Source organism: Exiguobacterium sp. s16 (assembly GCF_018618115.1).
Lineage (GTDB): Bacteria > Bacillota > Bacilli > Exiguobacteriales > Exiguobacteriaceae > Exiguobacterium > Exiguobacterium mexicanum_A.
In genome coordinates, this window is record NZ_JACSLM010000002.1 from 429527 (window position 1) to 449856 (window position 20330).

22 protein-coding genes are annotated in these 20330 nt (G+C 53.4%); 21 read left to right on the forward strand and 1 reads right to left on the reverse strand.

Translation table 11 applies throughout. The annotated features are described in order from the left end of the window. Window positions 1-153 precede the first annotated feature (153 nt). The 6 genes from xerD (at window position 154) to KNP86_RS05735 (ending at window position 5382) form a co-directional block, all read left to right on the forward strand. Window positions 154-1038, forward strand: coding sequence for a site-specific tyrosine recombinase XerD (gene xerD, locus KNP86_RS05710; RefSeq protein WP_214753183.1), 885 nt, complete (start codon window positions 154-156; stop codon window positions 1036-1038). A gap of 23 nt (window positions 1039-1061) precedes the next feature. Next, a complete protein-coding gene (deoB, locus tag KNP86_RS05715; protein ID WP_214753185.1) occupies window positions 1062-2228 on the forward strand; it encodes a phosphopentomutase in 1167 nt (388 codons plus the stop codon). 13 nt (window positions 2229-2241) lie between these two features. Next, window positions 2242-3051 carry a purine-nucleoside phosphorylase gene (locus KNP86_RS05720; RefSeq protein ID WP_034777854.1) on the forward strand — a complete coding sequence of 270 codons (810 nt, stop codon included), beginning with the start codon at window positions 2242-2244 and terminating at the stop codon, window positions 3049-3051. 28 nt (window positions 3052-3079) lie between these two features. After that, the gene (locus KNP86_RS05725; RefSeq protein ID WP_034777853.1) at window positions 3080-4381 is read left to right on the forward strand and encodes a pyrimidine-nucleoside phosphorylase; all 1302 of its coding nucleotides are present in this window, start codon (window positions 3080-3082) and stop codon (window positions 4379-4381) included. Between the two features lie 114 nt (window positions 4382-4495). After that, complete coding sequence (locus KNP86_RS05730) at window positions 4496-4936, forward strand: peptidylprolyl isomerase (protein WP_029334855.1); 441 nt, start codon at window positions 4496-4498, stop codon at window positions 4934-4936. Between the two features lie 89 nt (window positions 4937-5025). Continuing rightward, window positions 5026-5382, forward strand: coding sequence for a GNAT family N-acetyltransferase (locus KNP86_RS05735; protein WP_034777852.1), 357 nt, complete (start codon window positions 5026-5028; stop codon window positions 5380-5382). A gap of 12 nt (window positions 5383-5394) precedes the next feature. On the opposite strand, the gene KNP86_RS05740 is transcribed toward KNP86_RS05735, so the two are convergent. Beyond that, window positions 5395-5865, reverse strand: a complete 471-nt coding sequence (locus KNP86_RS05740) for a DUF309 domain-containing protein (RefSeq protein WP_214753186.1) — start codon at window positions 5863-5865, stop codon at window positions 5395-5397. A 78-nt stretch (window positions 5866-5943) separates the two neighbouring features. Here KNP86_RS05740 and KNP86_RS05745 point away from each other — a divergent pair, with 78 nt between their 5' ends. The 15 genes from KNP86_RS05745 to pgsA all read left to right on the forward strand — a co-directional run bounded on the left by KNP86_RS05745 (window position 5944) and on the right by pgsA (window position 20272). Then, window positions 5944-6711: a segregation and condensation protein A gene (locus KNP86_RS05745; protein ID WP_029595324.1), complete on the forward strand. Its 768-nt coding sequence runs from the start codon at window positions 5944-5946 to the stop codon at window positions 6709-6711. Further along, window positions 6689-7282, forward strand: coding sequence for an SMC-Scp complex subunit ScpB (gene scpB / locus KNP86_RS05750; RefSeq protein ID WP_029595325.1), 594 nt, complete (start codon window positions 6689-6691; stop codon window positions 7280-7282). The genes KNP86_RS05745 and scpB overlap by 23 nt, the downstream gene beginning before the upstream one ends. Then, complete coding sequence (locus KNP86_RS05755; RefSeq protein WP_029595326.1) at window positions 7283-8041, forward strand: pseudouridine synthase; 759 nt, start codon at window positions 7283-7285, stop codon at window positions 8039-8041. Window positions 8042-8177: 136 nt separating this feature from the next. Next, complete coding sequence (locus tag KNP86_RS05760; RefSeq protein WP_029595327.1) at window positions 8178-8759, forward strand: redoxin domain-containing protein; 582 nt, start codon at window positions 8178-8180, stop codon at window positions 8757-8759. 19 nt (window positions 8760-8778) lie between these two features. Next, complete coding sequence (gene resB, locus KNP86_RS05765; protein ID WP_029595328.1) at window positions 8779-10326, forward strand: cytochrome c biogenesis protein ResB; 1548 nt, start codon at window positions 8779-8781, stop codon at window positions 10324-10326. Further along, window positions 10326-11510 carry a c-type cytochrome biogenesis protein CcsB gene (gene ccsB, locus KNP86_RS05770; RefSeq protein ID WP_029595329.1) on the forward strand — a complete coding sequence of 395 codons (1185 nt, stop codon included), beginning with the start codon at window positions 10326-10328 and terminating at the stop codon, window positions 11508-11510. Before resB ends, ccsB begins: the two co-directional genes overlap by 1 nt. A 158-nt stretch (window positions 11511-11668) precedes the next feature. Beyond that, window positions 11669-12385: a response regulator transcription factor gene (locus KNP86_RS05775; protein WP_214753188.1), complete on the forward strand. Its 717-nt coding sequence runs from the start codon at window positions 11669-11671 to the stop codon at window positions 12383-12385. Next, the gene (locus tag KNP86_RS05780) at window positions 12385-14088 is read left to right on the forward strand and encodes a sensor histidine kinase (RefSeq protein ID WP_214753190.1); all 1704 of its coding nucleotides are present in this window, start codon (window positions 12385-12387) and stop codon (window positions 14086-14088) included. Before KNP86_RS05775 ends, KNP86_RS05780 begins: the two co-directional genes overlap by 1 nt. A 53-nt stretch (window positions 14089-14141) precedes the next feature. Continuing rightward, entirely contained in the window at window positions 14142-14693 is a 552-nt protein-coding gene (locus KNP86_RS05785; protein WP_034777834.1) for a cob(I)yrinic acid a,c-diamide adenosyltransferase, read from the forward strand. An 8-nt stretch (window positions 14694-14701) separates the two neighbouring features. After that, window positions 14702-15940, forward strand: coding sequence for an EF-P 5-aminopentanol modification-associated protein YfmF (gene yfmF, locus KNP86_RS05790; protein ID WP_138859321.1), 1239 nt, complete (start codon window positions 14702-14704; stop codon window positions 15938-15940). Beyond that, window positions 15937-17196, forward strand: coding sequence for an EF-P 5-aminopentanol modification-associated protein YfmH (gene yfmH / locus KNP86_RS05795; RefSeq protein WP_214753192.1), 1260 nt, complete (start codon window positions 15937-15939; stop codon window positions 17194-17196). The genes yfmF and yfmH overlap by 4 nt, the downstream gene beginning before the upstream one ends. Continuing rightward, the gene (gene ymfI, locus KNP86_RS05800) at window positions 17193-17888 is read left to right on the forward strand and encodes an elongation factor P 5-aminopentanone reductase (protein WP_214753194.1); all 696 of its coding nucleotides are present in this window, start codon (window positions 17193-17195) and stop codon (window positions 17886-17888) included. The genes yfmH and ymfI overlap by 4 nt, the downstream gene beginning before the upstream one ends. A gap of 97 nt (window positions 17889-17985) precedes the next feature. Beyond that, window positions 17986-18762: a YmfK family protein gene (locus tag KNP86_RS05805; protein ID WP_034777827.1), complete on the forward strand. Its 777-nt coding sequence runs from the start codon at window positions 17986-17988 to the stop codon at window positions 18760-18762. A 27-nt stretch (window positions 18763-18789) separates the two neighbouring features. Then, the gene (locus tag KNP86_RS05810) at window positions 18790-19662 is read left to right on the forward strand and encodes a helix-turn-helix domain-containing protein (protein WP_034777825.1); all 873 of its coding nucleotides are present in this window, start codon (window positions 18790-18792) and stop codon (window positions 19660-19662) included. Window positions 19663-19693: 31 nt separating this feature from the next. Next, a complete protein-coding gene (pgsA, locus tag KNP86_RS05815; protein ID WP_021067614.1) occupies window positions 19694-20272 on the forward strand; it encodes a CDP-diacylglycerol--glycerol-3-phosphate 3-phosphatidyltransferase in 579 nt (192 codons plus the stop codon). The last annotated feature ends 58 nt before the right edge of the window (window positions 20273-20330 follow it).

Below are 20330 nucleotides of genomic sequence, written 5' to 3' on the forward strand. Positions count from 1 at the left end.
GTAAGCCCTCAATCGAAATATATGCGTGAAAACCTCACCAATTCCTGTCACAAAAAAGCTTTAAAAAAAATGAGGTCAGACGTCTTCACAACGGTTTACATAAGTGATATGATGTAAGCGTATTCAGGTGTAGCGAGGAAGGAGGGGGATGTCATGCGTTCGCAAGTCGAGTCATTTTTGCAGTACATGACGGTTGAAAAACGAATGTCCACGAACACGAGACAAGCCTATGCGAGCGATTTGACCCAGTACTTATCGACACTCACCCAACTCGGGGTGACAGAATGGAATGAAGTCACGCGGGCACACATCGTCAAACATATGGAAGAGTTATCGCAAGCCGGTCGGGCTGCTTCATCACTCCGACGGGCCGTCAGTTCGATTCGGACGTTCCATCATCATTTGAAGATGACAGGTGGTGCAACGACTGACCCGGCACTTTATTTGGAGACGCCGAAAGCGGAACGTCATCTGCCGGACACGTGGTCTCAAGATGACGTTGAACGGTTGCTCGACAGTGTGCCGACGTCAGACCCGCTCGCGCTCCGTGATCGGGCCATGCTCGAACTGCTCTACGGCACGGGGATGCGCGTCAGCGAACTTCTTGGGCTCGATTTGGATGATTTACAGTTCGAATTGGGGTATCTACAGTGTGAAGGCAAAGGCGAGAGCGCCCGGATCATCCCGGTGTCATCGGTCGCCCAAGGTTTTGTCGAACGCTATATCCAACAGGCCCGCAACGGGCTCGGCGGTCGGGAGACCGAGGCGTTGTTCTTGAACGGGCGCGGCGGAAGGCTCAGCCGTCAAGGGTTCTGGAAGATGATCAAACGACGGGCCAAAGAGGCCGGTATCCAAAAAGAGATCACGCCACACGTGCTCCGTCATTCGTTCGCGACACACTTGCTCGAGAACGGGGCCGATCTTCGGGCCATCCAACAGATGCTCGGGCATGCTGACCTCTCCACGACTCAAATCTACACACATGTCAATAAGGCACGACTCCACGATGTCTATCGAAAACATCATCCGCGTGCGTAAAGACACTAAAGGAGGAACTTTTTGTGAAGAAATTTAAACGTATTTTCTTGGTCGTCATGGACTCGGTCGGGATTGGGGAAGCCCCAGATGCCGACCAGTTCGGAGACGTCGGTTCAGACACGCTCGGGCATATCGCTCGTGAACACGGTGGGTTGAACATGCCGAATATGGGCCGCCTCGGGCTGTCGAACATCAAGCCGATCGACGGCATCGAAGTGTCGACGACACCGAGCGCCTACGGTCGCATGGAAGAAATCTCGGCTGGGAAAGACACGATGACGGGCCACTGGGAGATCATGGGCCTTCATATCGATACGCCTTTCCGTGTGTTCGAAGAATTCCCGGACGATTTGATCGACCGACTCAAAGAGTTCAGCGGACGCGACATCATCGGCAATAAACCGGCATCAGGGACAGAGATCTTGGATGAACTCGGCGAAGAGCACGTCAAGACAGGTGCCTTGATCGTCTATACATCAGCTGACTCGGTACTCCAAATCGCGGCGCACGAAGAAGTCGTCCCGCTCGACGAGTTGTACCGCATCTGCGAATACGCCCGTGAAATCACGCGCGAAGACCCGTACATGCTCGGTCGCATTATCGCCCGTCCGTTCCTCGGAACACCTGGCGCTTGGGTCCGGACATCGAACCGCCACGACTACGCGCTCAAGCCGTTCGGCAAGACGGTCATGAACACGCTTGAGACAGCTGGGAAAGATGTCATCGCCCTCGGGAAAATCAGCGACATTTATGACGGCGAAGGCGTCACGAAAGCGATTCGGACGAAATCGAATATGGATGGGATGGACAAACTCGTCGAATCGCTCGATGAAGACTTCGAAGGACTCTGCTTCTTGAACCTCGTCGACTTTGACGCACTCTTCGGTCACCGCCGTGACCCAGAAGGCTATGCGATCGCGCTTGAAGAGTACGACGCCCGTCTGCCGGAAGTGATGGAGAAGTTGCGTGAAGACGACTTGCTCATCATCACGGCCGACCACGGGAACGACCCGACGGCACCAGGAACGGACCATACGCGTGAATATGTGCCGCTCATCGTCCATCATCACGGTTCGACAGCGGTCGACCTCGGCATCCGCGGAACGTTCGCCGATATCGGCGCCACAGTGGCCGATAACTTCGACGTCGATGCACCAGCGCATGGAAAGAGTTTCTTAAACGAAATTTGAGGAGGCATTACTCATGGTAAATTGGAACGAAACAAAGGCATTTTTACAGGAACGCATGAACGGAACACCAGAAATCGGACTCATTCTTGGCTCAGGTCTCGGCGTCCTCGCGGATGAAATCGAGAACGCGGTGAAAATCCCTTATGAGGACATCCCGCACTTCCCGGTATCGACCGTCGAAGGTCACGCCGGCCAACTCGTCTTCGGGGACCTCGAAGGAAAACGCGTCGTCGCGATGCAAGGACGGTTCCACTTCTATGAAGGCTACTCAATGGAACAAGTCACGTTCCCGGTCCGCGTCCTCAAATTGATTGGTGTCGAGACGCTCATCGTCACGAATGCGGCCGGTGCTTGCAACGAGTCGTTCAATCCAGGGGACTTGATGATCATTACGGATCACATCAACTTCTTCGGTACGAGCCCACTCATCGGTAAGAACGCGAGCGACTTCGGAACACGTTTCCCGGACATGTCAGAAGCGTACGATAAAGAGCTCGTCACATTGACGGAAGGCGTCGCCACAAAACTTGGACTTTCTGTTCAAAAAGGCGTCTACTTCGGGAACACGGGTCCGACTTACGAGACACCGGCCGAAGTCAAGATGGCTCGCCTGCTCGGAGGCGACGTCGTCGGCATGTCGACGGTGCCTGAAGTCATCGTGGCCCGTCACTCAGATATGCGAGTGCTCGGCATCTCGTGCGTGTCAAACATGGCAGCCGGGATTTTAGATCAACCGCTCAACCATGAAGAAGTCATCGAGACGACAGAACGCGTCCGCCAAGACTTCCTTTCACTCGTACGCGGCACGATTCAAAGCATGTAACCACTACCCAACTAGGAGGACGAAACTTATGCGCATGGTCGATTTGATTTTGAAAAAACGTAACGGTGGCGAATTGAACGAAGAGGAGATTCGTTTCATCGTCGAAGGCTTCACGAACGAGACGATTCCTGATTATCAGATGTCAGCCCTTTCGATGGCGATTTACTTTAACGGCATGACAGAGAAAGAGACGGCGGCCTTGACGATGGAGATGGTCAAGTCTGGTGACGTCATCGATTTGTCGAACATCCAAGGTAAAAAAGTCGATAAACACTCGACTGGCGGCGTCGGTGACAAAATCAGCTTAATCGTCGCTCCGCTCGTCGCGTCAATCGGGATTCCGGTCGCGAAGATGAGTGGTCGCGGTCTCGGCCACACGGGTGGGACGATCGATAAGCTTGAATCGTTCCCTGGCTTCAACGTCGAGTTGACGGAAGAACAATTCACGAAGCAAGTAAACGACATCAAGATGTCAATCATCGGTCAGACGGGCAACTTGACGCCTGCCGACAAACGTCTTTACGCACTCCGTGACGTGACGGCGACAGTCGATTCAATCCCGCTCATCGCGAGCTCGATCATGTCGAAGAAGATCGCGGCCGGTGCCGACAGCATCGTCCTCGACGTCAAGACGGGTTCAGGCGCGTTCATGAAGTCGTTCGACGACGCGAAAGCGCTCGCTGAAGAGATGGTCGCCATCGGTAAGAACGTCGGCCGTAAGACGGTCGCCGTCATCACGGATATGGACCAGCCGCTCGGTTTCGAAATCGGGAACGCCAATGAAGTGAAAGAAGCGATTGAAGTCCTCTCGGGCAAAGACGTGACCGACTTGAAGACGATTGCCCTCACGATTGCCGGCCATATGGCGGTACTCGGCGAGTTCTATCAGACGTTCGAGGAAGCGTACGCTGACCTTGAGAAACGGATGGCCGACGGTCATGCCCTCGAAGTGTTCCGTCAGTTCGTAGCGGCACAAGGTGGCGACGCGTCGCTCGTCGATGACTTATCGAAACTTCCGCAAGCGAAGTATGAGACGACGTTCGTCGCGAAACAAGCAGGTTACGTCGAGTCGATTATCGCTGACGAAGTCGGTGTGGCAGCGATGCTCCTCGGCGCAGGTCGCGCGACAAAAGATGATCAGCTCGACTTCGCGGCCGGTATCACGCTCGAGAAGAAAGTCGGTGACAAGGTCGAGGCCGGTGACGTGATCGCCGTGCTCCGTTCGAACAAAGAAGACATGACATCTGCGCTCGAGCGGATGGACCACGCGTACACGATCGGTGCGACAGAGCCGACGGCGCGTCCACTCGTCCACGCCGTCATCCAGTAAGCGGCAAGTCAGAACGTCTGTTTCCACAAAATAGTGGAGACAGACGGTTTTTTTTGATAGAATGGGCAATGTGTGAGTGAGAATGACAATATGAACATAAAGGGGTAACTTTTCATGAAAAAAGGATCTATGAAATTAGAGAACGGCGAAATGATCGAATTCGACTTGTTCCACGATGCGGCACCAATCACGGTCGACAACTTCGAGGAGCTCGCGAACAGCGGCTTCTATAACGGTTTGACGTTCCACCGGGTCATCCCAGGTTTCGTCAGCCAAGGCGGTTGCCCAGACGGGACAGGTATGGGTGGTTCAGGCAAGACGATCCCATGTGAGACATCGACATCGTTCCCATACAAACATGAAGCGGGTTCGCTTTCAATGGCACACGCCGGACGCAACACGGGCTCGTCACAGTTCTTTATCGTCCATGAGCCACAACCACATCTCGACGGTGTCCACACGGTCTTCGGAAAAGTGACGTCTGGCCTTGAGCACGCGGTCAAACTTCGTCAAGGCACGAAGATGGCCGAAGTTAAAGTTTGGGACGAGAATTGATTTCTGCCTGAACGTTATGGCACAATGAGCCATGTCTCTCACGTGTTCACTTAGTGAAACATGAATGACTAAAGGTGGTGAAACCAGCAATGCTGGTGAAATACAAACAATCGTACGAAAAGACGGCGATGGGCTTGCTCGCGTTCTCATGTAGCGACAAATCTCCGCTCGCCTTGCTCGAACTCGTCCGATCCTACGAAGAAGACCCTGCCAAATTCCTCTATCTGTGGAGAGTCGGGGAAGACTTCGTCGGGATCATCGGGATGGAGCAACAAGAGACGACGATGTTCATCCATCATATCGCGCTGTCTCCGTCGTTCCGCGGCGAGAAGCGTTCTTACGAATTGCTCGATGAGACCCGGAACTTATTGCCGCTCGACTTGACGCTTGTCGGTCAAGGCAAAACCGGTGACCTGCTCGATAAATGGAACCAAGTCGTCATTTAAAAAAAGCTAGGCTCAGCGCCTAGCTTTTTTACGTGCCTCGAGCGCTCGGAGCCGTTCGGTGACGACGGGTGTCCGGTCTCGATACATATGTTTATGGACGAGCTCGTCAAACGTCAAAGTGGTCGGTTCGAAGGCGGGCTTCAAACGCTCGATGCGTTGTCGTGTCGCTTCATTGAGCGGAAGCGCCTCCGGGAGCGGCCAACGTTGCAAGTCACGGGCGAACGTCGCGGTATCGATTCCAAGGGCTTCGAGTTCGGTCACGGCCAACGTGAGCTTCTGCTGTAACGCTGCGATACTCTTTTTTGCACCGGGCGTGTTACCGCGACGGGCATGGTAGTGGGCAACGGCGTATTGAATCAAGGCGGCGTAACCGAGATCCTCTCGCCCCCCGTCCTGCCATGCTTCTTCAAGCACTTCATGGCACTCGAAATAATCGGCATGACATTCAAATAAGAGCGTATACTGGATAAAAGGCGTCGACATCAAATTTCTCCTTTCGTGGTCACGGTACTACAAAACATGTTATACTAAAGCGCAAAAATGTAAATGGCAGGTGTCTCTATGGAAGCGTACAACGTCAAAATCGATACGTTCGAAGGCCCGCTTGACCTGTTGCTCCACTTGATCGGAAAAATGGAGCTCGACATCGCAGACATCTCTGTCTCCGAGGTCACGGATCAGTATGTCGCCTATATCCGGACGATGCAAAAATTTGAACTCGATGTGGCCAGTGAATATTTGGTCATGGCGGCGACGTTGCTCCAATTGAAGAGCAAGCAACTGTTGCCACCGGTTCCAGTTGAAGAAGATGACATTCCCGACTTTGGGGAAGAACCGACCCGAGAAGGGTTGATTCGACAGTTGATTGAATATAAGGCGTATAAAGAAGCGGTCGTATTCATGCGCGAGCAAGAAGAGTCTCGCCTCGAACTGTATAGCCGTCCCGGTGAGGATTTGACGCGCTACATGTCCGACCTCGTCCAGCCGTATGACGGTCCACTCAACTTTGCGGACTTATTGCACGCCTATTCGAAAATGGTCGAACGCAAGCGGTGGAAAGAGCGTCGCAAAAAGACGATCAAACGTGAAGAACGGACGCTTGAAGAACAGATGACACGGTTGCACGATCACGTCTCGGCAAAGCGGACAACATCGTTCTTCTCGTTTTTTGAGGAACGTCCCGATGTGTCGGACCTTGTCGTCACGTTCATGGCGCTACTCGAATTGATCAAGTTGCGCGTTGTTACGACCAAACAGGAAGAGCGAGACATTCAAATCTCGTTCGTCGAATCGTCAAAGGAAAGGGATGAAGCCGTTGCTGTCTTATGAAACGATTATTGAGAGTCTATTGTTCGTCGTCGGCGAAGAAGGAATGGAAGTGCGGGCCCTCGCGGACACGCTCGACATTTCGGAAGCCGCTGCCCGCGAACAGTTGAGCAAACTAGAAGCATCGTTCAAAGATTCGGGTCGTCCGTTCCAACTGATTGAATCCGCGGGCGTGTATAAGCTCGTGACGATTCCTGAAGTGTCGGAGTACATTCAACGCTACGTCGGCACGATGGCCGAACAGGCGTTATCACGTGCCGCGATGGAGACGCTCGTCATCATCGCGTACAAGCAACCGGTCACCCGGGCTGATATCGAGGAAGTCCGGGGCGTTAAAGTCGAACGTGTCATCCATACGCTGTTGTCTAAAGGATTGATTGAAGCGGCCGGCCGGGCCAAGACAATCGGCCGGGCCAAGTTATACCGGACGACCGAACATTTCCTGGACCATTTTGGATTCAATTCACTCGATGAATTGCCCCCATTAACGTTTGAAGACGAGCTCTCGGACGAAGGCGATTTGTTCTTCGGCCAGCCGTCTGCGATTACGCAAGATAGATTGGAGAATGAATAAATGGAACGTTTACAAAAAGTGATTGCCCAAGCAGGTGTCGCCTCACGGCGTAAAGCCGAAGAAATGATTTTAGATGGACGGGTGCGCGTCAACGGGAAAGTCGTGCGCGAACTCGGTACGAAAGTCGGTCCAAAGTCTGAAGTCGAGGTCGACGGTGTGAAAATCGAACAAGAAGAGCATGTTTATTATGTGCTCTACAAGCCGAGCGGTTACGTCTCGACGGTCGAAGACGATAAAGGACGGAAAGTCATCACCGATCTCGTACCGCCTGGATCGCGTGTCTTCCCGGTTGGACGTCTCGACTATAACACGACGGGACTCATCATTTTAACGAATGACGGTGAGTTCTCGAATATGATGACCCATCCGAAGTTCAAGATCCCAAAACGTTATGTCGCGAAAGTGAAGAACATTCCTTCGTATATCGCGATTAAACAACTCGAGTCGGGTGTCGAACTCGATGACGGCTACAAGACGGGTAGCGCCCAAGTGAAGATGAAGACGGTCGACCATAAGAAAAACTCGGCCATCTTAGAAATCGTCATCTCGGAAGGCCATAACCGTCAAATCCGTCGCATGCTCGAAGCAGTCGGTTCAGAAGTCATCAAACTGAAACGCGAACAGTTCGGTTTCTTGACGCTCGACGGTCTCACGACGGGCGAATGGCGTGAACTGTCACGCAAGGAAGTATCGAAGCTACGTGAGCTTGCCAACCCGACCGTACCACCCGTACAACGGGGCAAGAAAAAGAAAAAATAACAACTAAAAAATCGTCCTGAGATAGGATGATTTTTTATTTTGTGGAGATTGTGTGACAAAAAGATGAAAAAAGTCTGTTAATGTGCGTTTTTGGTGTTTTTTCAGTACAATAACAACTAAAGGATGGTGTGAACTCATGACGAAAGAAACAAAGTCGGGTGATCGCATGAACCAGGCGATGGCCCATAAGAAAAAACGGTCATTTTGGCGGCTCATGATTATGACGATGGTCCTGTTCGCAGGAGCGGTCGTTATCATGCAATTGTTTGAACAAGCCGGCAACGACGGACGTATCGAGGCCGGTGACGATGCGCCGAACTTCAAGCTCGTCAGTCTTGACGGGACGACGATGGTCGAGCGTGACACATACGACGGTAAAGGGTTGCTCTTGAACTTCTGGGGCACATTCTGTGAACCGTGTGAGAAAGAGATGCCGGTCGTCCAGGACAACTATGCCGCACTCCAAGACATGGGCGTCGATTTTTGGGCGGTCAACGTCGGCGAGACACCGCTTCGGGTCGATAATTTCGTGAACGGCCTCGGCGTCAAGCTCGACTATCCGATTTTGATGGACACGCGCAGCGAAGTCGAGAAGGCGTACGGGATTTATAACTTGCCGGTCACGTTCGTCATCGATGCCGACGGCAAAGTGATTGAAAAGTACGAAGGTGAACTCACGAAAGAGAAACTGATGGAGTTGGCCGAGAAGTCATTGTAAGCGAACGGGGGGCGCACAAATGCTAGATATGAAATACGACGGCGCCGATTTACGATCGAAGCGTCGTCCACGGTCATGGATTGACCGGGTGTGGAGCTTTTTTGCATCGGTCAAGGTCGGTCTATGGCTCATCGGGCTTATCATCGTCGGGTCGGCGATCGGAACGATTTTCCCGCAAGAGATGTATATTCCGCAACAGTTGCCGGCGAACCAGTATTACACGGACGAGTACGGGACACCGGGTACGATTTACTACACGCTAGGATTCCACAACCTCTATACATCGTGGTGGTACATCACGTTGATCGTGATGCTGACGTTATCGCTCATCGTTGTATCGATTGATCGATTTTTCCCGCTGTATAAAGCGTTGAAATTTCAACCGGTCCGACGTACCGATCGCTTCATGCGCGGACAACGTTTGATTGGTGAGGGAAAAGGGACGGACGAGCAAATCGATGCGTTCGGAGAGGCTTTAAAAGCCAAGCGTTATCAAGTGAAGCGTGATGGGGATGCCTTACTCGCCGAGAAATATCGATTCGGTCGCTGGGGTCCATACGTCAATCACATTGGGCTCGTCATCTTCTTCATCGGGGCGATGCTTCGCGTTTTCCCGGCATTCCATACGGATACGCTCGAATGGGTGCGCGAAGGCGATACGGTTCCGCTCGAAGCGACGGATGATGAATATTATCTTCGCAACGATCAGTTCATCTTAGAGATGTATGATCCGGAAAATAACGCGGAAGATGCGAAATTTGCCAAGGCGATCGAGAAAGCGGGCGCAGTCCCGAAAAACTATGAGACGGAATTGACGCTGTTCAAGAAGACCGGGACGAACGAGGACGGATCGCCGCAACTCGAGGAAGTCGATACCGGTTCGACGAAAGTGAACCACCCGTTCAAGTTTGAAAAGTACGAAGTGTATCAAGAACAGTATTCGAGTCGCCTGGAATTCTTGTCGATGTCCTTTAACGTTGCCGATAAAGAGACAGGTGATGTGTATGGACCGTTCACGGTCGATTTGACGAACCCGGAGACGACGTATGACCTCGGAGACGTCACGGTCAAACTGAACGACCTGTATCCTGACTTTGAGGTCAAGGACGGCCAACCGAACACGAAATCGCCACGGGCACTCAACCCGGCCTTCTTCATGGCGATTGACACACCAGACGGCACGACGGAATCGAATTTGATTGGAATTCGTTTAAACGTGGCCGATGAAGATAATCGCTATGTGTTCCAGTTCGCTGGTACGGAGATGGCAAGTACGAGTGGTCTACGCGTCAAGAGTGACTCGACGTATCCGATTTTGATTGTCGGTGGAGTCATCTTCATGATTGGAATTGTCATGGGGATGTATTGGCCGCACCGTCGTATCTGGATTCGCCGACACAATGAGACGGACGTGCTCGTCGCTGGTTTCACCAACAAGAACCCGTCCTCGCTCAATCGCGAAATCACACCGCTCCTAGAGAAAAATGGCCTGCCGATCTGGGAAGATCAGGCACGGTTTGAAAAAAAGACGGACGACAACTCAACCAATGAAAGAGGGGAATCATAATGGAGTGGATTCAGTGGAGCAGTCGTTTGCTCTTTATCGCGTTCATCCTTTACGCTGTCGCGACCGTGTTATTCACGATCGCGGTCAGCGGGATGCGCAAAGGCCGAAACGTCAACCGTATCGCCTACGGCAAATATGCGTTCATTTTGGCCGTCATCGGCTTCATCGCTCAAATGACATATTTTATTTTACGTTGGGTCGGGGTCGGTTATGCACCGGTATCGAACCTGTACGAATACACGACGTTCTTCGGCATGATGATGGTGTTCGGGTTCCTCGTCGTGTACGGGATTTATAAAAATGACGTGCTTGGCTTGTTCGCCATGCCGGTGGCGCTTCTCGTCATCGCTTTCGCTTCGATGTTCTCGAGCGAAGTGGCACCGCTTATCCCGGCCTTGAACAGTGTCTGGTTGAAAATTCACGTCACGACGGCCGCGCTCGGCCAAGGAATTCTCGCCATCAGCTTCGCCTCAGGTCTCATTTTCTTATTGAATGAGACGTCGATGCGGGAACAGTCGAAGTCACGAACGTGGCTTGAGATTACGATGTTCGTCCTCATGTGCACGCTCGGCTTCATTCTCGTCTCGATGCTCTTCAAGGCGATCGGTGCCGGTGGCGTGGTCGAGTTCACGAACGACCGCGGGACACAAGAGTCGTATGAATACTTCATGCCGATGTTGTTCGTGCCGGAAGGGGCTCAGCTTCTCTCTGGTTCGGGCGGACTGTCACTTGAGTTACCGACGTTCATCAATACATTGAAGTTGAACACGCTCATTTGGTCGGTCATCGCCGGCGTCGTGATTTATGTACTGCTTCGTTTCGTCATCTTGCGAAAACGGATTGCCGAGGCGCTTCAACCGCTCGCGAAAAAAGTCGACCTTGATCTCGCCGACGAGATCAGTTACCGGTCGATCGCCATCGGCTTGCCGGTGTTCATCCTCGGTGGACTCATCTTCGCGATGATTTGGGCACAAATCGCCTGGAACCGTTTCTGGGGCTGGGACCCGAAAGAAGTGTGGGCGCTCATCACGATGCTCATCTATATCTACTATTTGCATATGCGCATCCAACGTGGTTGGACGGGAACAAAAGCCGCTTGGTTATGTGTCGGCGGCTTCGCCGTCATCATGTTCAACTTGGTGTTCGTCAACCTCGTCATCGCAGGTTTGCACTCATATGCGTAAAAAAAGAAGTCACTTCGGTGGCTTCTTTTTTTACGCCGCTGTCAACTGACCGTTGTGAAGCCAAATAATAGAGTGGTATAGTTATGAAAGAGAGCGAAATGTTCACAATTGTGCAACATTCGCTACATCTTGTAATGGTTCTTTAGGAGGTTTAGTGGATGGCTAATAAAACTAAAATTTTAGTGGTCGACGACGAGGAAAGAATTCGCCGCCTATTAAAAATGTATTTGGAACGGGAACAATATGTGATCGTCGAAGCGACGAACGGGGAAGAGGCGCTTCAGCTCGCCCTTGAGCACAATTTTGATGTCATCCTGCTTGATTTGATGATGCCGAAAATGGACGGGGTCGAAGTATGTACCGAGCTTCGGAAATCGAAGGCGACACCGGTCATCATGCTGACGGCGAAAGGCGAAGAAGTCGATCGTGTCCAAGGTTTCGAAGTCGGAGCGGACGATTATATCGTCAAACCGTTCAGTCCGCGTGAGGTCGTCTTGCGCGTCAAGGCACTCCTTCGCCGCTCGGGCTCGACGAAATATTTGCGTACGGCCGAAAAATCAAAAGACTTGATCGTCTTCGCGCATTTGACGATCGACAACGATGCGCACCGCGTCACGGTCGACGGAGAAGAAATCGCGCTCACGCCGAAAGAGTATGAGCTCTTGTTCTTCTTGGCCAAACAAGTCGACAAAGTATTTTCACGGGAGCAACTGTTGAAAGAAGTTTGGAACTATGAATTCTTTGGAGACCTTCGAACGGTCGACACACACGTGAAACGACTCCGGGAGAAGTTGAACCGGGTCTCTCCAGAAGCCGCGCAAATGATCACGACGGTATGGGGTGTCGGGTACAAGTTCGAAGTCATCAGTGAGTGATGATTCGCCGGAATAGCATCGTCACAAAACTATGGTTGACGATTCTCGTATTGGTCAGTCTCATCTTGTTCATCGTCTCTGTGTTGATGCTCGAGTTTTTCAACTCGTTCCATATCGACCAGGAACGCGGCCACTTGGCCAAGCTCGGCGGGCAGGTCCAGTCGGTGTTGCTTCAAGAAGGGGACGCGTCACGGACGGTCGACCAAATCATTGAAGTGTACGGTGCGAACTATATATTAGAGAACGGGACGGTCCGTTCGAACTTTGGAACGGAAGTCGACGGTCTCATGACGGAGCTCGGCCGTCAGGATTGGGAAACGTATCAGGCGGTCGGGGAGACGGCGATTGGAAACTTTTCGTCATTTGACGATCAGGCGGCACTCGCGTATCGGACGACATTCTCACTCGAGACAGGCGAATATACGCTCTATTTGATCGAACCGCTCGACGCGATCTCGAGTGCGAACGAAGGGGCTCGGACGATCATCTTTTGGACGGTCGCGTCGGCGATCATCGTCACGACCGTATTTGCCTTCTTTTTATCGACCCGGATCACGGCACCGCTCCGCGAGATGCGTGACGCGGTCAATAAGACGGGAGAAGGGCAATTCGACCTCCGTCTCGTCCAGAAGTCGAACGATGAGATCGGGGAGTTGGCCGGGTCGTTCAATGCGATGAGTAGCCAACTGTCGACATACGTGAATGCGCTCGATCGAGAACGGCTCCAACTCGCCTCGATTTTACGGTCGATGGCCGATGGGGTCATCACGCTCGATCGTCATGCGAACGTCATTGTCACGAACCCGCAAGCCCAACCGCTCCTCATCGACGAACAGCCGCATGAAGTCGTCCTGTCTCTCTATGAGGACGTCGTTGCCGGGGCACCGGAGAAGACGATCGAAGTGAAACAAGACGAACATTATTATACGTTGACGGTGACACCGCTTCTCGGCGAGGATGATTTTGAAGGCGCGGTCGTCGTCATCCGTGACACGACCGAGAGCCATCGTCTTGACAAGATGCGAACCGATTTTGTTGCCAACGTCAGCCACGAGCTACGGACACCGCTCGTGACGCTTCAAGGGTATTCCGAGGCGATTATCGACGGCATGACCGAAAGTGATGACGCGACGAAAGAGTTCGCTTCCATCATCTACGATGAATCGCTTCGATTGGCCCGTCTCGTCAACGATTTGCTCGACCTGGCACGAATCGAGTCAGGCAAAGAGACGATGCAGTTCACGACGTTCGACCTCGGTGAATTTCTTCCGCGCGTCATGCGCAAATTCAACCAAATGGCGAACGAAAAAGGCATCACGCTGTCAACGGAGGCCCCGCGTCATGCCATCGAGGCGGACGGGGACCGATTGGAACAAGTGTTCACGAACTTGATCGGCAATGCCATCGCCCATACCGAGTCGGGATCAATCCGGCTCGAGGCGAGTGAAGAGGAGGCCGGCTTCGTGATCCGTTTGTCGGATACGGGCAGCGGCATCCCGAAAGAAGATTTGCCGTTCGTGTTCGAACGGTTCTACAAAGCGGATAAAGCGCGGACGAGCGGCGGCAAGACGGGTACCGGCATCGGTCTCGCCATCGTCAAAAACGTCATCGATGCCCATCAAGGCACGGTCGACGTCTCGAGCACGCACGGGGAAGGGACAACGTTCACGATTCATCTTCCGTACACACAACCGCACGCATAACGACAATGGTGACTCCTATGGGTCACCATTTGTGGCATCAAGGAGGAAATGACATGAAACTGTACACACGAGGCGGGGACAAAGGGGAAACATCACTCATCGGCGGACGTGTCTTAAAGATTCATCCGCACATCCAGGCGATGGGGCTGTTAGATGAATTGAACAGTCAGATCGGTCTCGCGCTCGCCCATCAGACAGACGAGACGCTCCGGTCCCAGCTGACGAAGATTCAACATGATCTATTCGATCTCGGTTCCGAGCTCATGTATACTGAGACGCCGCCACAACAAGTCGATTTGACAATCGTCACCGAGCTCGAGACGTGGATTGACGAACTTGAACCGAAATGTCCGGAGCTCGTCCGCTTCATCTTGCCGGGTGGCAGTGTCGGTGCGGCGAGCCTGCACGTGGCACGTACCGTCTGTCGCCGTGTCGAACGAGAGCTCGTCAACGTCGACGCCGCCGCTCGTCAGCTCCCGTACTATAACCGGCTGAGCGACTATTTGTTCACCGCGGCCCGTTACGCCAATGTCGTGGCCGGAGTTCCCGATCAAGAATACGCCCGCGGTGCGGACGTGTTCAAAACGAAAAAGAAAAAGGAGTAGATCAACTTATGAAAGGAATCGAACAATTCCAACAACGACTGCATTATTCGGTCTACCCGACCCAAAAATTTAAAACGACGACATGCCTCGTCTCATTTGCGGCCCCACTGTCGGCTGAGACGATTGCCGACCGGGCTTTACTGCCGTATGTGATGGAGAAAGCGACAGAAGCCTATCCGTCGATCGAATTGTTTCATACGCCGCTCGAACAATTATATGACGCGAGCCTTTACGCCGGAGCGTCGAAAGTCGGCAAAGAACATGTCATCCAGTTCCAGCTCGAAGTCGTGAGCGATGCGCTCGTCGGCGAACCGGTGCTCAGTGAGGCGATCAAGCTGCTCGAAGAAGTACTCCTTCGTCCGAACGCCTATGACGGGGCGTTCCAACCGCTCATCGTCGAACAGGAGGCCCGTCTCCAGCGTCAGCGCATCGAATCGGTATACGATGACAAGATGCGCTTCGCCCAGCAACGTCTTCAAGAACTGCTCGGCGGCGAACTCGCCATCCAGTCGCTCGGTACACTCGAACAGTTGGAGCACGTGACGCCTAAGACGCTCTTTGATGCCTATACCTCGATGATCCGTCACGATCGTGTCGACGTCTACGTCGTCGGCGACGTGAGTCGTGAGCAAGTGACTGCCGCGTTCGCGCCGCTCGAAGGGCTCGGGGAACGACTCGTCCGTGAGTATCCACAGCCGGTCGACCGTGAGTTTCAGCGTCTCGAGGAACATCAAACGATCAATCAGAGCAAATTGCACCTCGCCTATCAAGTCGACGTCGACCCGCGCAGTGAAGACGCTGTCCGGATGCAAGTCGTCAATGGACTGTTCGGCGGCTTCCCGCACTCGAAACTGTTCATGAACGTCCGGGAGAAAGAGAGTTTGGCCTACTATGCCGCCTCGCAGTACAGCTCACTCAGCCGGATGTTATTCGTCTATGCCGGGATCGATGCCTCGAACCAGGCGAAGACCGAGGCGATCATCGCCGACCAACTCGCCGACCTCCAGGCCGGGACGTTCGAGGACGAGACACTCGAACAGACGAAAGCGATGCTGTACCATCAACGTCGTCAACTCGGGGATAACCCGCGCCAATTGATCGCTTGGATGAGCGGCTCGGACATCCGTCCGTTCTCGCTCGAGGAAGAGATGGCCATCATCGAGCGGACCTCGCGGGATGATGTGGCCGCGCTCGCCAAGGGCCTGGATTTACAGGCTGTCTATTGTTTAAAGGGGGGAACTGTATGAAACTCGATTTTCCAAACGTCGGAGAAACGCTCCATCACACCGTCCTCGAGAACGGATTGACGGTCTATTTATTGAAGAAGACCGGTTATGAGAAGACGTATGCCACGTTCACGACGAAATATGGTTCGATCGACCGTCGCTTTAAAACGGAAGATTGGGTCGACGTGCCGGACGGGATCGCCCATTTCCTTGAGCATAAGATGTTCGAGAAAGAAGACGGCGACGTGTTCCAACAGTTCGGACGCCTCGGCGCGTCGGCGAACGCGTTCACGTCGTTCACCCGGACGGCATACTTGTTCGGTGCGACGTCGAACGTCAGTGAGAACTTGAAGACGTTGATCGACTTTGTCCAAGCGCCGTACTTCACGGAGGCCTCGGTCGAGAAAGAGAAAGGGATCATCGGCCAAGAGATTCAAATGTATCAGGACAATCCGGGCTGGCGCCTCTACTTCGGTTTGATTGAGGCGATGTATGCCGAACATCCGGTCAAAATCGATATCGCCGGCACGATCGAATCGATTAGCGCCATCACGGCCGACGATTTATATCGCTGTCACGAGGCGTTTTACCATCCGAGCAATATGGTGCTGTTCGTCGTCGGCAATATCGACCCTGACGCTGTCCTTGCCGAGATTACCGCCAATCAGGCGGCGAAGACGTTTGATGCGCCGCTATTGACGGCGCGTGAGGTGGTCGAGGAGCCCGAGACGGTCCATATGACGGAACGGGTCATCGAGATGGACGTCTCGGTCCCGAAAGTGATGATCGGCTATAAAGATACGCCACGCCCCGGCAAAGAGGGCATGAAGCAAGAGCTCATCGTCGAGCTCCTCATGCACGCCTTGTTCGACACGACGGCACCGCTCTATGCGGAACTGTACGCCGAAGGATTGATTGATGACGCGTTCTCGTTCGACTATACGTCAGAAGAGACGTTCGCCTTCGCCGTCCTGTCAATGGAGACGCCACACGTCGAGACGTTCGTCGACCGGATCACGTCCGCTCTCGAGCGTCCGCTCGAACTCGGCGGCGAGACACTCGATCGCAAGAAGCGCATGATGAAAGGACAGTTTTTGAAGGCGCTCAACTCACCAGAGTTTATCGCCAACCAGTTCTCACGCTACGCACTCAGCGGCGGCAACATGTTCGACATCCCGGACTTGCTCGATGCGATTACGCTTGACGACCTGTATGCGGCGTACGACCGTCTGTTCCAAGCCGATCATCGGACGGTCTGTGTCGTCAAGAAACCGTGACGACGCTCATCACGGGAGCGAGCGGAGCGATTGGCCGTGCCGTCGCGCTAGCGTTTCGAGACGATGCACTCATTTTGCAGGCGCATTCGCAAACGGAGTCGCTTCGTGCGTTCGTTTCACACGAACAGTTGACGGCCGACGTCGTCACGTGTGACCTCGACGATGAAGCCGGACTCGAAGCTTGGCTCGAGACGCTCGGACCGGTCGACCGCCTCATCCATGTCGCCGGTAATCATGCCTACGGTCTGCTCGTCGATCAGTCACTCTTCGAGCTCGACCGGCTGTATCGCATACATGTCCGCTCGATGGTCCGTCTCGTCCAGCACGTTGTCGGGCTGAAACCGTATGACCGCCCGCTCGACATCGTCGTCGTCTCGAGTGTCTGGGGCGAGGTCGGTGCGGCCGGAGAAGTCCTCTATTCAACGGTCAAGGCCGCCCAGCTTGGATTCGTCAAGGCGTTCGCGCGTGAGGCCGGACCGTTTCACGTCCGCATCAACGCGGTCACGCCGGGGTGGATTGACACCCCGATGAATGATACGGTAGAAGAGACGAAACAAGACGTTCGGGATGAGATTCCGCTCGGCCGGTTAGGAGGCCCAGGGGAAGTAGCGGAGACAATACGCTTCCTCTGCTCTCCGGCAGCCGCATACATGACCGGCACCGTGCTTCGGATCGACGGCGGTTGGGTGTGAAACTTTGTTGGCTCGGTTGAAACGAGTTCTTTTCAATTCTTCTAAAATAATTTAGAATGAACAAGGTAGCGAGCACACATCAGAAAGGGTGGACGAGATGGATCATAAGTTCGAAGAATGGTATCTCGAATATGAACTTTGCCAAAATCGACCCGGTATCCTCGGGGATATCGCCTCACTGATGGGGATGCTTCAAATCTCAATCGTGACGATCAACGGCGTCGATCTACAGCGCCGCGGCATGCTGTTAAAGGCACCGGCGGCCGATCACGTCCATCGTTTGGAACATATTTTGCGCAAGATGGAAGCCATCGTCGTCATCAAGCTCCGGCGCCCGAAACTCCGGGACCGGATCGCAATTCGACACGGACGTTACATCGAGCACGATAACGATGACAAGAAGACGTTTCGTTTCGTGCGTGAGGACCTGGGTGTCCTCGTCGATTTCGTCGCCGAACTGATGAAAGAAGAGCGGCATTTGTTGATCGGCGTGCGCGGCAACCCGCGTGTCGGAAAGACCGAGTCGATTGTGGCAGCGAGCGTCTGTGCGAACAAGCGCTGGCTATTCCTGTCCTCGACGCTCATGAAGCAGACGGTGCGGACTTCGCTGTTCGAGGAAGAACGCGAAGGAGACCACGTCTACATCATCGACGGTGCCGTCTCGACGCGGACGATGGATGAACGCCATCGGCAATTGATTCGCGAAGTCATGCGACTTCCGTCTGTCAAAGTCATCGAGCACCCAGATCTTTATGTGCGCAACACCGACTGTGTGTTCGAGGATTTTGATTACATCATCGAACTACGGAACTCACAAGATGAGGAGATCATTATTCCTCAAGAGACACATCGTGAGGCAGAATGGTTTGAATAACTACTTGAATGGAAGGTGTGGACCCCTGTGACAGAACTAGGGACTTTTTTGAAACAAAGGCGTGAGGCGAGCGGTTTGACGCTCGACCAAATCCAGCAGACGACGAAGATTCAAAAACGCTATATCATCGCGATCGAGGAAGGTGATTACAAAAATCTCCCTGGCTCGTTCTATGCACGGGCGTTCATCAAAACGTACGCGGAATCGTTAGGGCTTGATGTCGATGAACTGTACGAGACGTATGCGAAAGACTTGCCGAAAATCGAGCCGCAGCCGACCGTTCAATTGTCGCGAAAACAAACCTACTCGAAAGCCTCGGAAACGTCGAGCCGTGTGTCGCGTTGGGTACCGAAAGTCATGCTCGTGCTCGTCGCCTTCCTCTTGATGACGGCCGTCTATTACGTCGTCCGAAACCTTGATTTTGGTGATCAAAACGCGTCACCGGCCGAGCCGTCGAACTCGGGTGTGACGATTGACCAAAATAAGGATGTCCCGAAAGAGGAACCGGTTGAAGAAGAACCGGTCGAGGAAGAGCCGGTCGAAGAAGAGCCTGCTGAAGAGACGGGGCCGATTGCGGTCGCGTCGACGAGCGGAGCTGATCTCACGTACGAGATTGCGACAGCCGATAAGTTGACGACGGAGATCCATGTGAAAGAATCGCCGGCGACGTATGTCGGCGTCCGAGACACATCACTCGAAGGACCGTTCCTCGCTCCGGAATATCCGAACCAATCGAAACAAAACCCGATTGTCATCGAGGACGCGGAGACGGATACGCTTCGCATCCGAATCGGCTTGATCGGTGGGGTCGAGAAAATTGTTGTCAATGGCCGGGAGCTTGAATTAGCCGACTCGCCGGTCACACAAAATATATTTGTAAAGAGAGTCGACGCAGAATAAGTTGACTCTCCTTCTAGAGGAGGAGTTCTCGATGAACCTACCTAACCGTTTGACGATGTTACGGGTGTTGCTCATCCCCGTGTTCGTCGTCTTACTCGCCGTAGATTTTGATTGGGGAGACATCGCTTTCCTCGGGGCGGACGTACCGCTCCATCAATTCATCGCCGCGGTCATCTTTACGATTGCCGCTATCACTGACTGGCTTGACGGACATCTCGCCCGCAAGCACAACTTGGTCACCAACTTCGGGAAGTTCATGGATCCGCTCGCTGACAAACTACTCGTCACGGCGGCACTCGTCCTGCTCGTCGAGATGGACCTCGTCGCGGCTTGGGTCGTCGTCGTCATCCTCTCGCGTGAATTCGCGGTGACGGGGCTGCGTCTCGTGGCTGCCGATGAAGGCATCGTCGTCGCGGCCGGAAAGTCGGGCAAAGCGAAGACATGGGTCCAACTCTTTGCCATCATCTTCCTACTGTTCGGCAACCCGATTTTCAGCTATGTCGGCATTCCGTTCGGTGAATGGGCGATGTGGCTCGCGCTCGTCTTGACGATTTACTCAGGGGCCGAATATTTTGCACAAAATTACAAGATCATTGTAAAGTCGATGTAACCGTCGGCACAGACGAGTTGTTCAGCTTGGCCGAACAGCTCGTTTTTTTATTTGGGGG

What these genes read in the sequence shown, in the direction of transcription:
- xerD (WP_214753183.1), top strand. Translation starts at nt 154, where the DNA reads ATGCGTTCGCAAGTCGAGTCATTTTTGCAGTACATGACGGTTGAAAAA.
- KNP86_RS05720 (WP_034777854.1), top strand. Translation starts at nt 2,242, where the DNA reads ATGGTAAATTGGAACGAAACAAAGGCATTTTTACAGGAACGCATGAAC.
- KNP86_RS05725 (WP_034777853.1), top strand. Translation starts at nt 3,080, where the DNA reads ATGCGCATGGTCGATTTGATTTTGAAAAAACGTAACGGTGGCGAATTG.
- KNP86_RS05730 (WP_029334855.1), top strand. Translation starts at nt 4,496, where the DNA reads ATGAAAAAAGGATCTATGAAATTAGAGAACGGCGAAATGATCGAATTC.
- KNP86_RS05735 (WP_034777852.1), top strand. Translation starts at nt 5,026, where the DNA reads ATGCTGGTGAAATACAAACAATCGTACGAAAAGACGGCGATGGGCTTG.
- KNP86_RS05740 (WP_214753186.1), bottom strand. Translation starts at nt 5,865, where the DNA reads ATGTCGACGCCTTTTATCCAGTATACGCTCTTATTTGAATGTCATGCC.
- KNP86_RS05745 (WP_029595324.1), top strand. Translation starts at nt 5,944, where the DNA reads ATGGAAGCGTACAACGTCAAAATCGATACGTTCGAAGGCCCGCTTGAC.
- scpB (WP_029595325.1), top strand. Translation starts at nt 6,689, where the DNA reads ATGAAGCCGTTGCTGTCTTATGAAACGATTATTGAGAGTCTATTGTTC.
- KNP86_RS05755 (WP_029595326.1), top strand. Translation starts at nt 7,283, where the DNA reads ATGGAACGTTTACAAAAAGTGATTGCCCAAGCAGGTGTCGCCTCACGG.
- KNP86_RS05760 (WP_029595327.1), top strand. Translation starts at nt 8,178, where the DNA reads ATGACGAAAGAAACAAAGTCGGGTGATCGCATGAACCAGGCGATGGCC.
- resB (WP_029595328.1), top strand. Translation starts at nt 8,779, where the DNA reads ATGCTAGATATGAAATACGACGGCGCCGATTTACGATCGAAGCGTCGT.
- ccsB (WP_029595329.1), top strand. Translation starts at nt 10,326, where the DNA reads ATGGAGTGGATTCAGTGGAGCAGTCGTTTGCTCTTTATCGCGTTCATC.
- KNP86_RS05775 (WP_214753188.1), top strand. Translation starts at nt 11,669, where the DNA reads ATGGCTAATAAAACTAAAATTTTAGTGGTCGACGACGAGGAAAGAATT.
- KNP86_RS05780 (WP_214753190.1), top strand. Translation starts at nt 12,385, where the DNA reads ATGATTCGCCGGAATAGCATCGTCACAAAACTATGGTTGACGATTCTC.
- KNP86_RS05785 (WP_034777834.1), top strand. Translation starts at nt 14,142, where the DNA reads ATGAAACTGTACACACGAGGCGGGGACAAAGGGGAAACATCACTCATC.
- yfmF (WP_138859321.1), top strand. Translation starts at nt 14,702, where the DNA reads ATGAAAGGAATCGAACAATTCCAACAACGACTGCATTATTCGGTCTAC.
- yfmH (WP_214753192.1), top strand. Translation starts at nt 15,937, where the DNA reads ATGAAACTCGATTTTCCAAACGTCGGAGAAACGCTCCATCACACCGTC.
- KNP86_RS05805 (WP_034777827.1), top strand. Translation starts at nt 17,986, where the DNA reads ATGGATCATAAGTTCGAAGAATGGTATCTCGAATATGAACTTTGCCAA.
- pgsA (WP_021067614.1), top strand. Translation starts at nt 19,694, where the DNA reads ATGAACCTACCTAACCGTTTGACGATGTTACGGGTGTTGCTCATCCCC.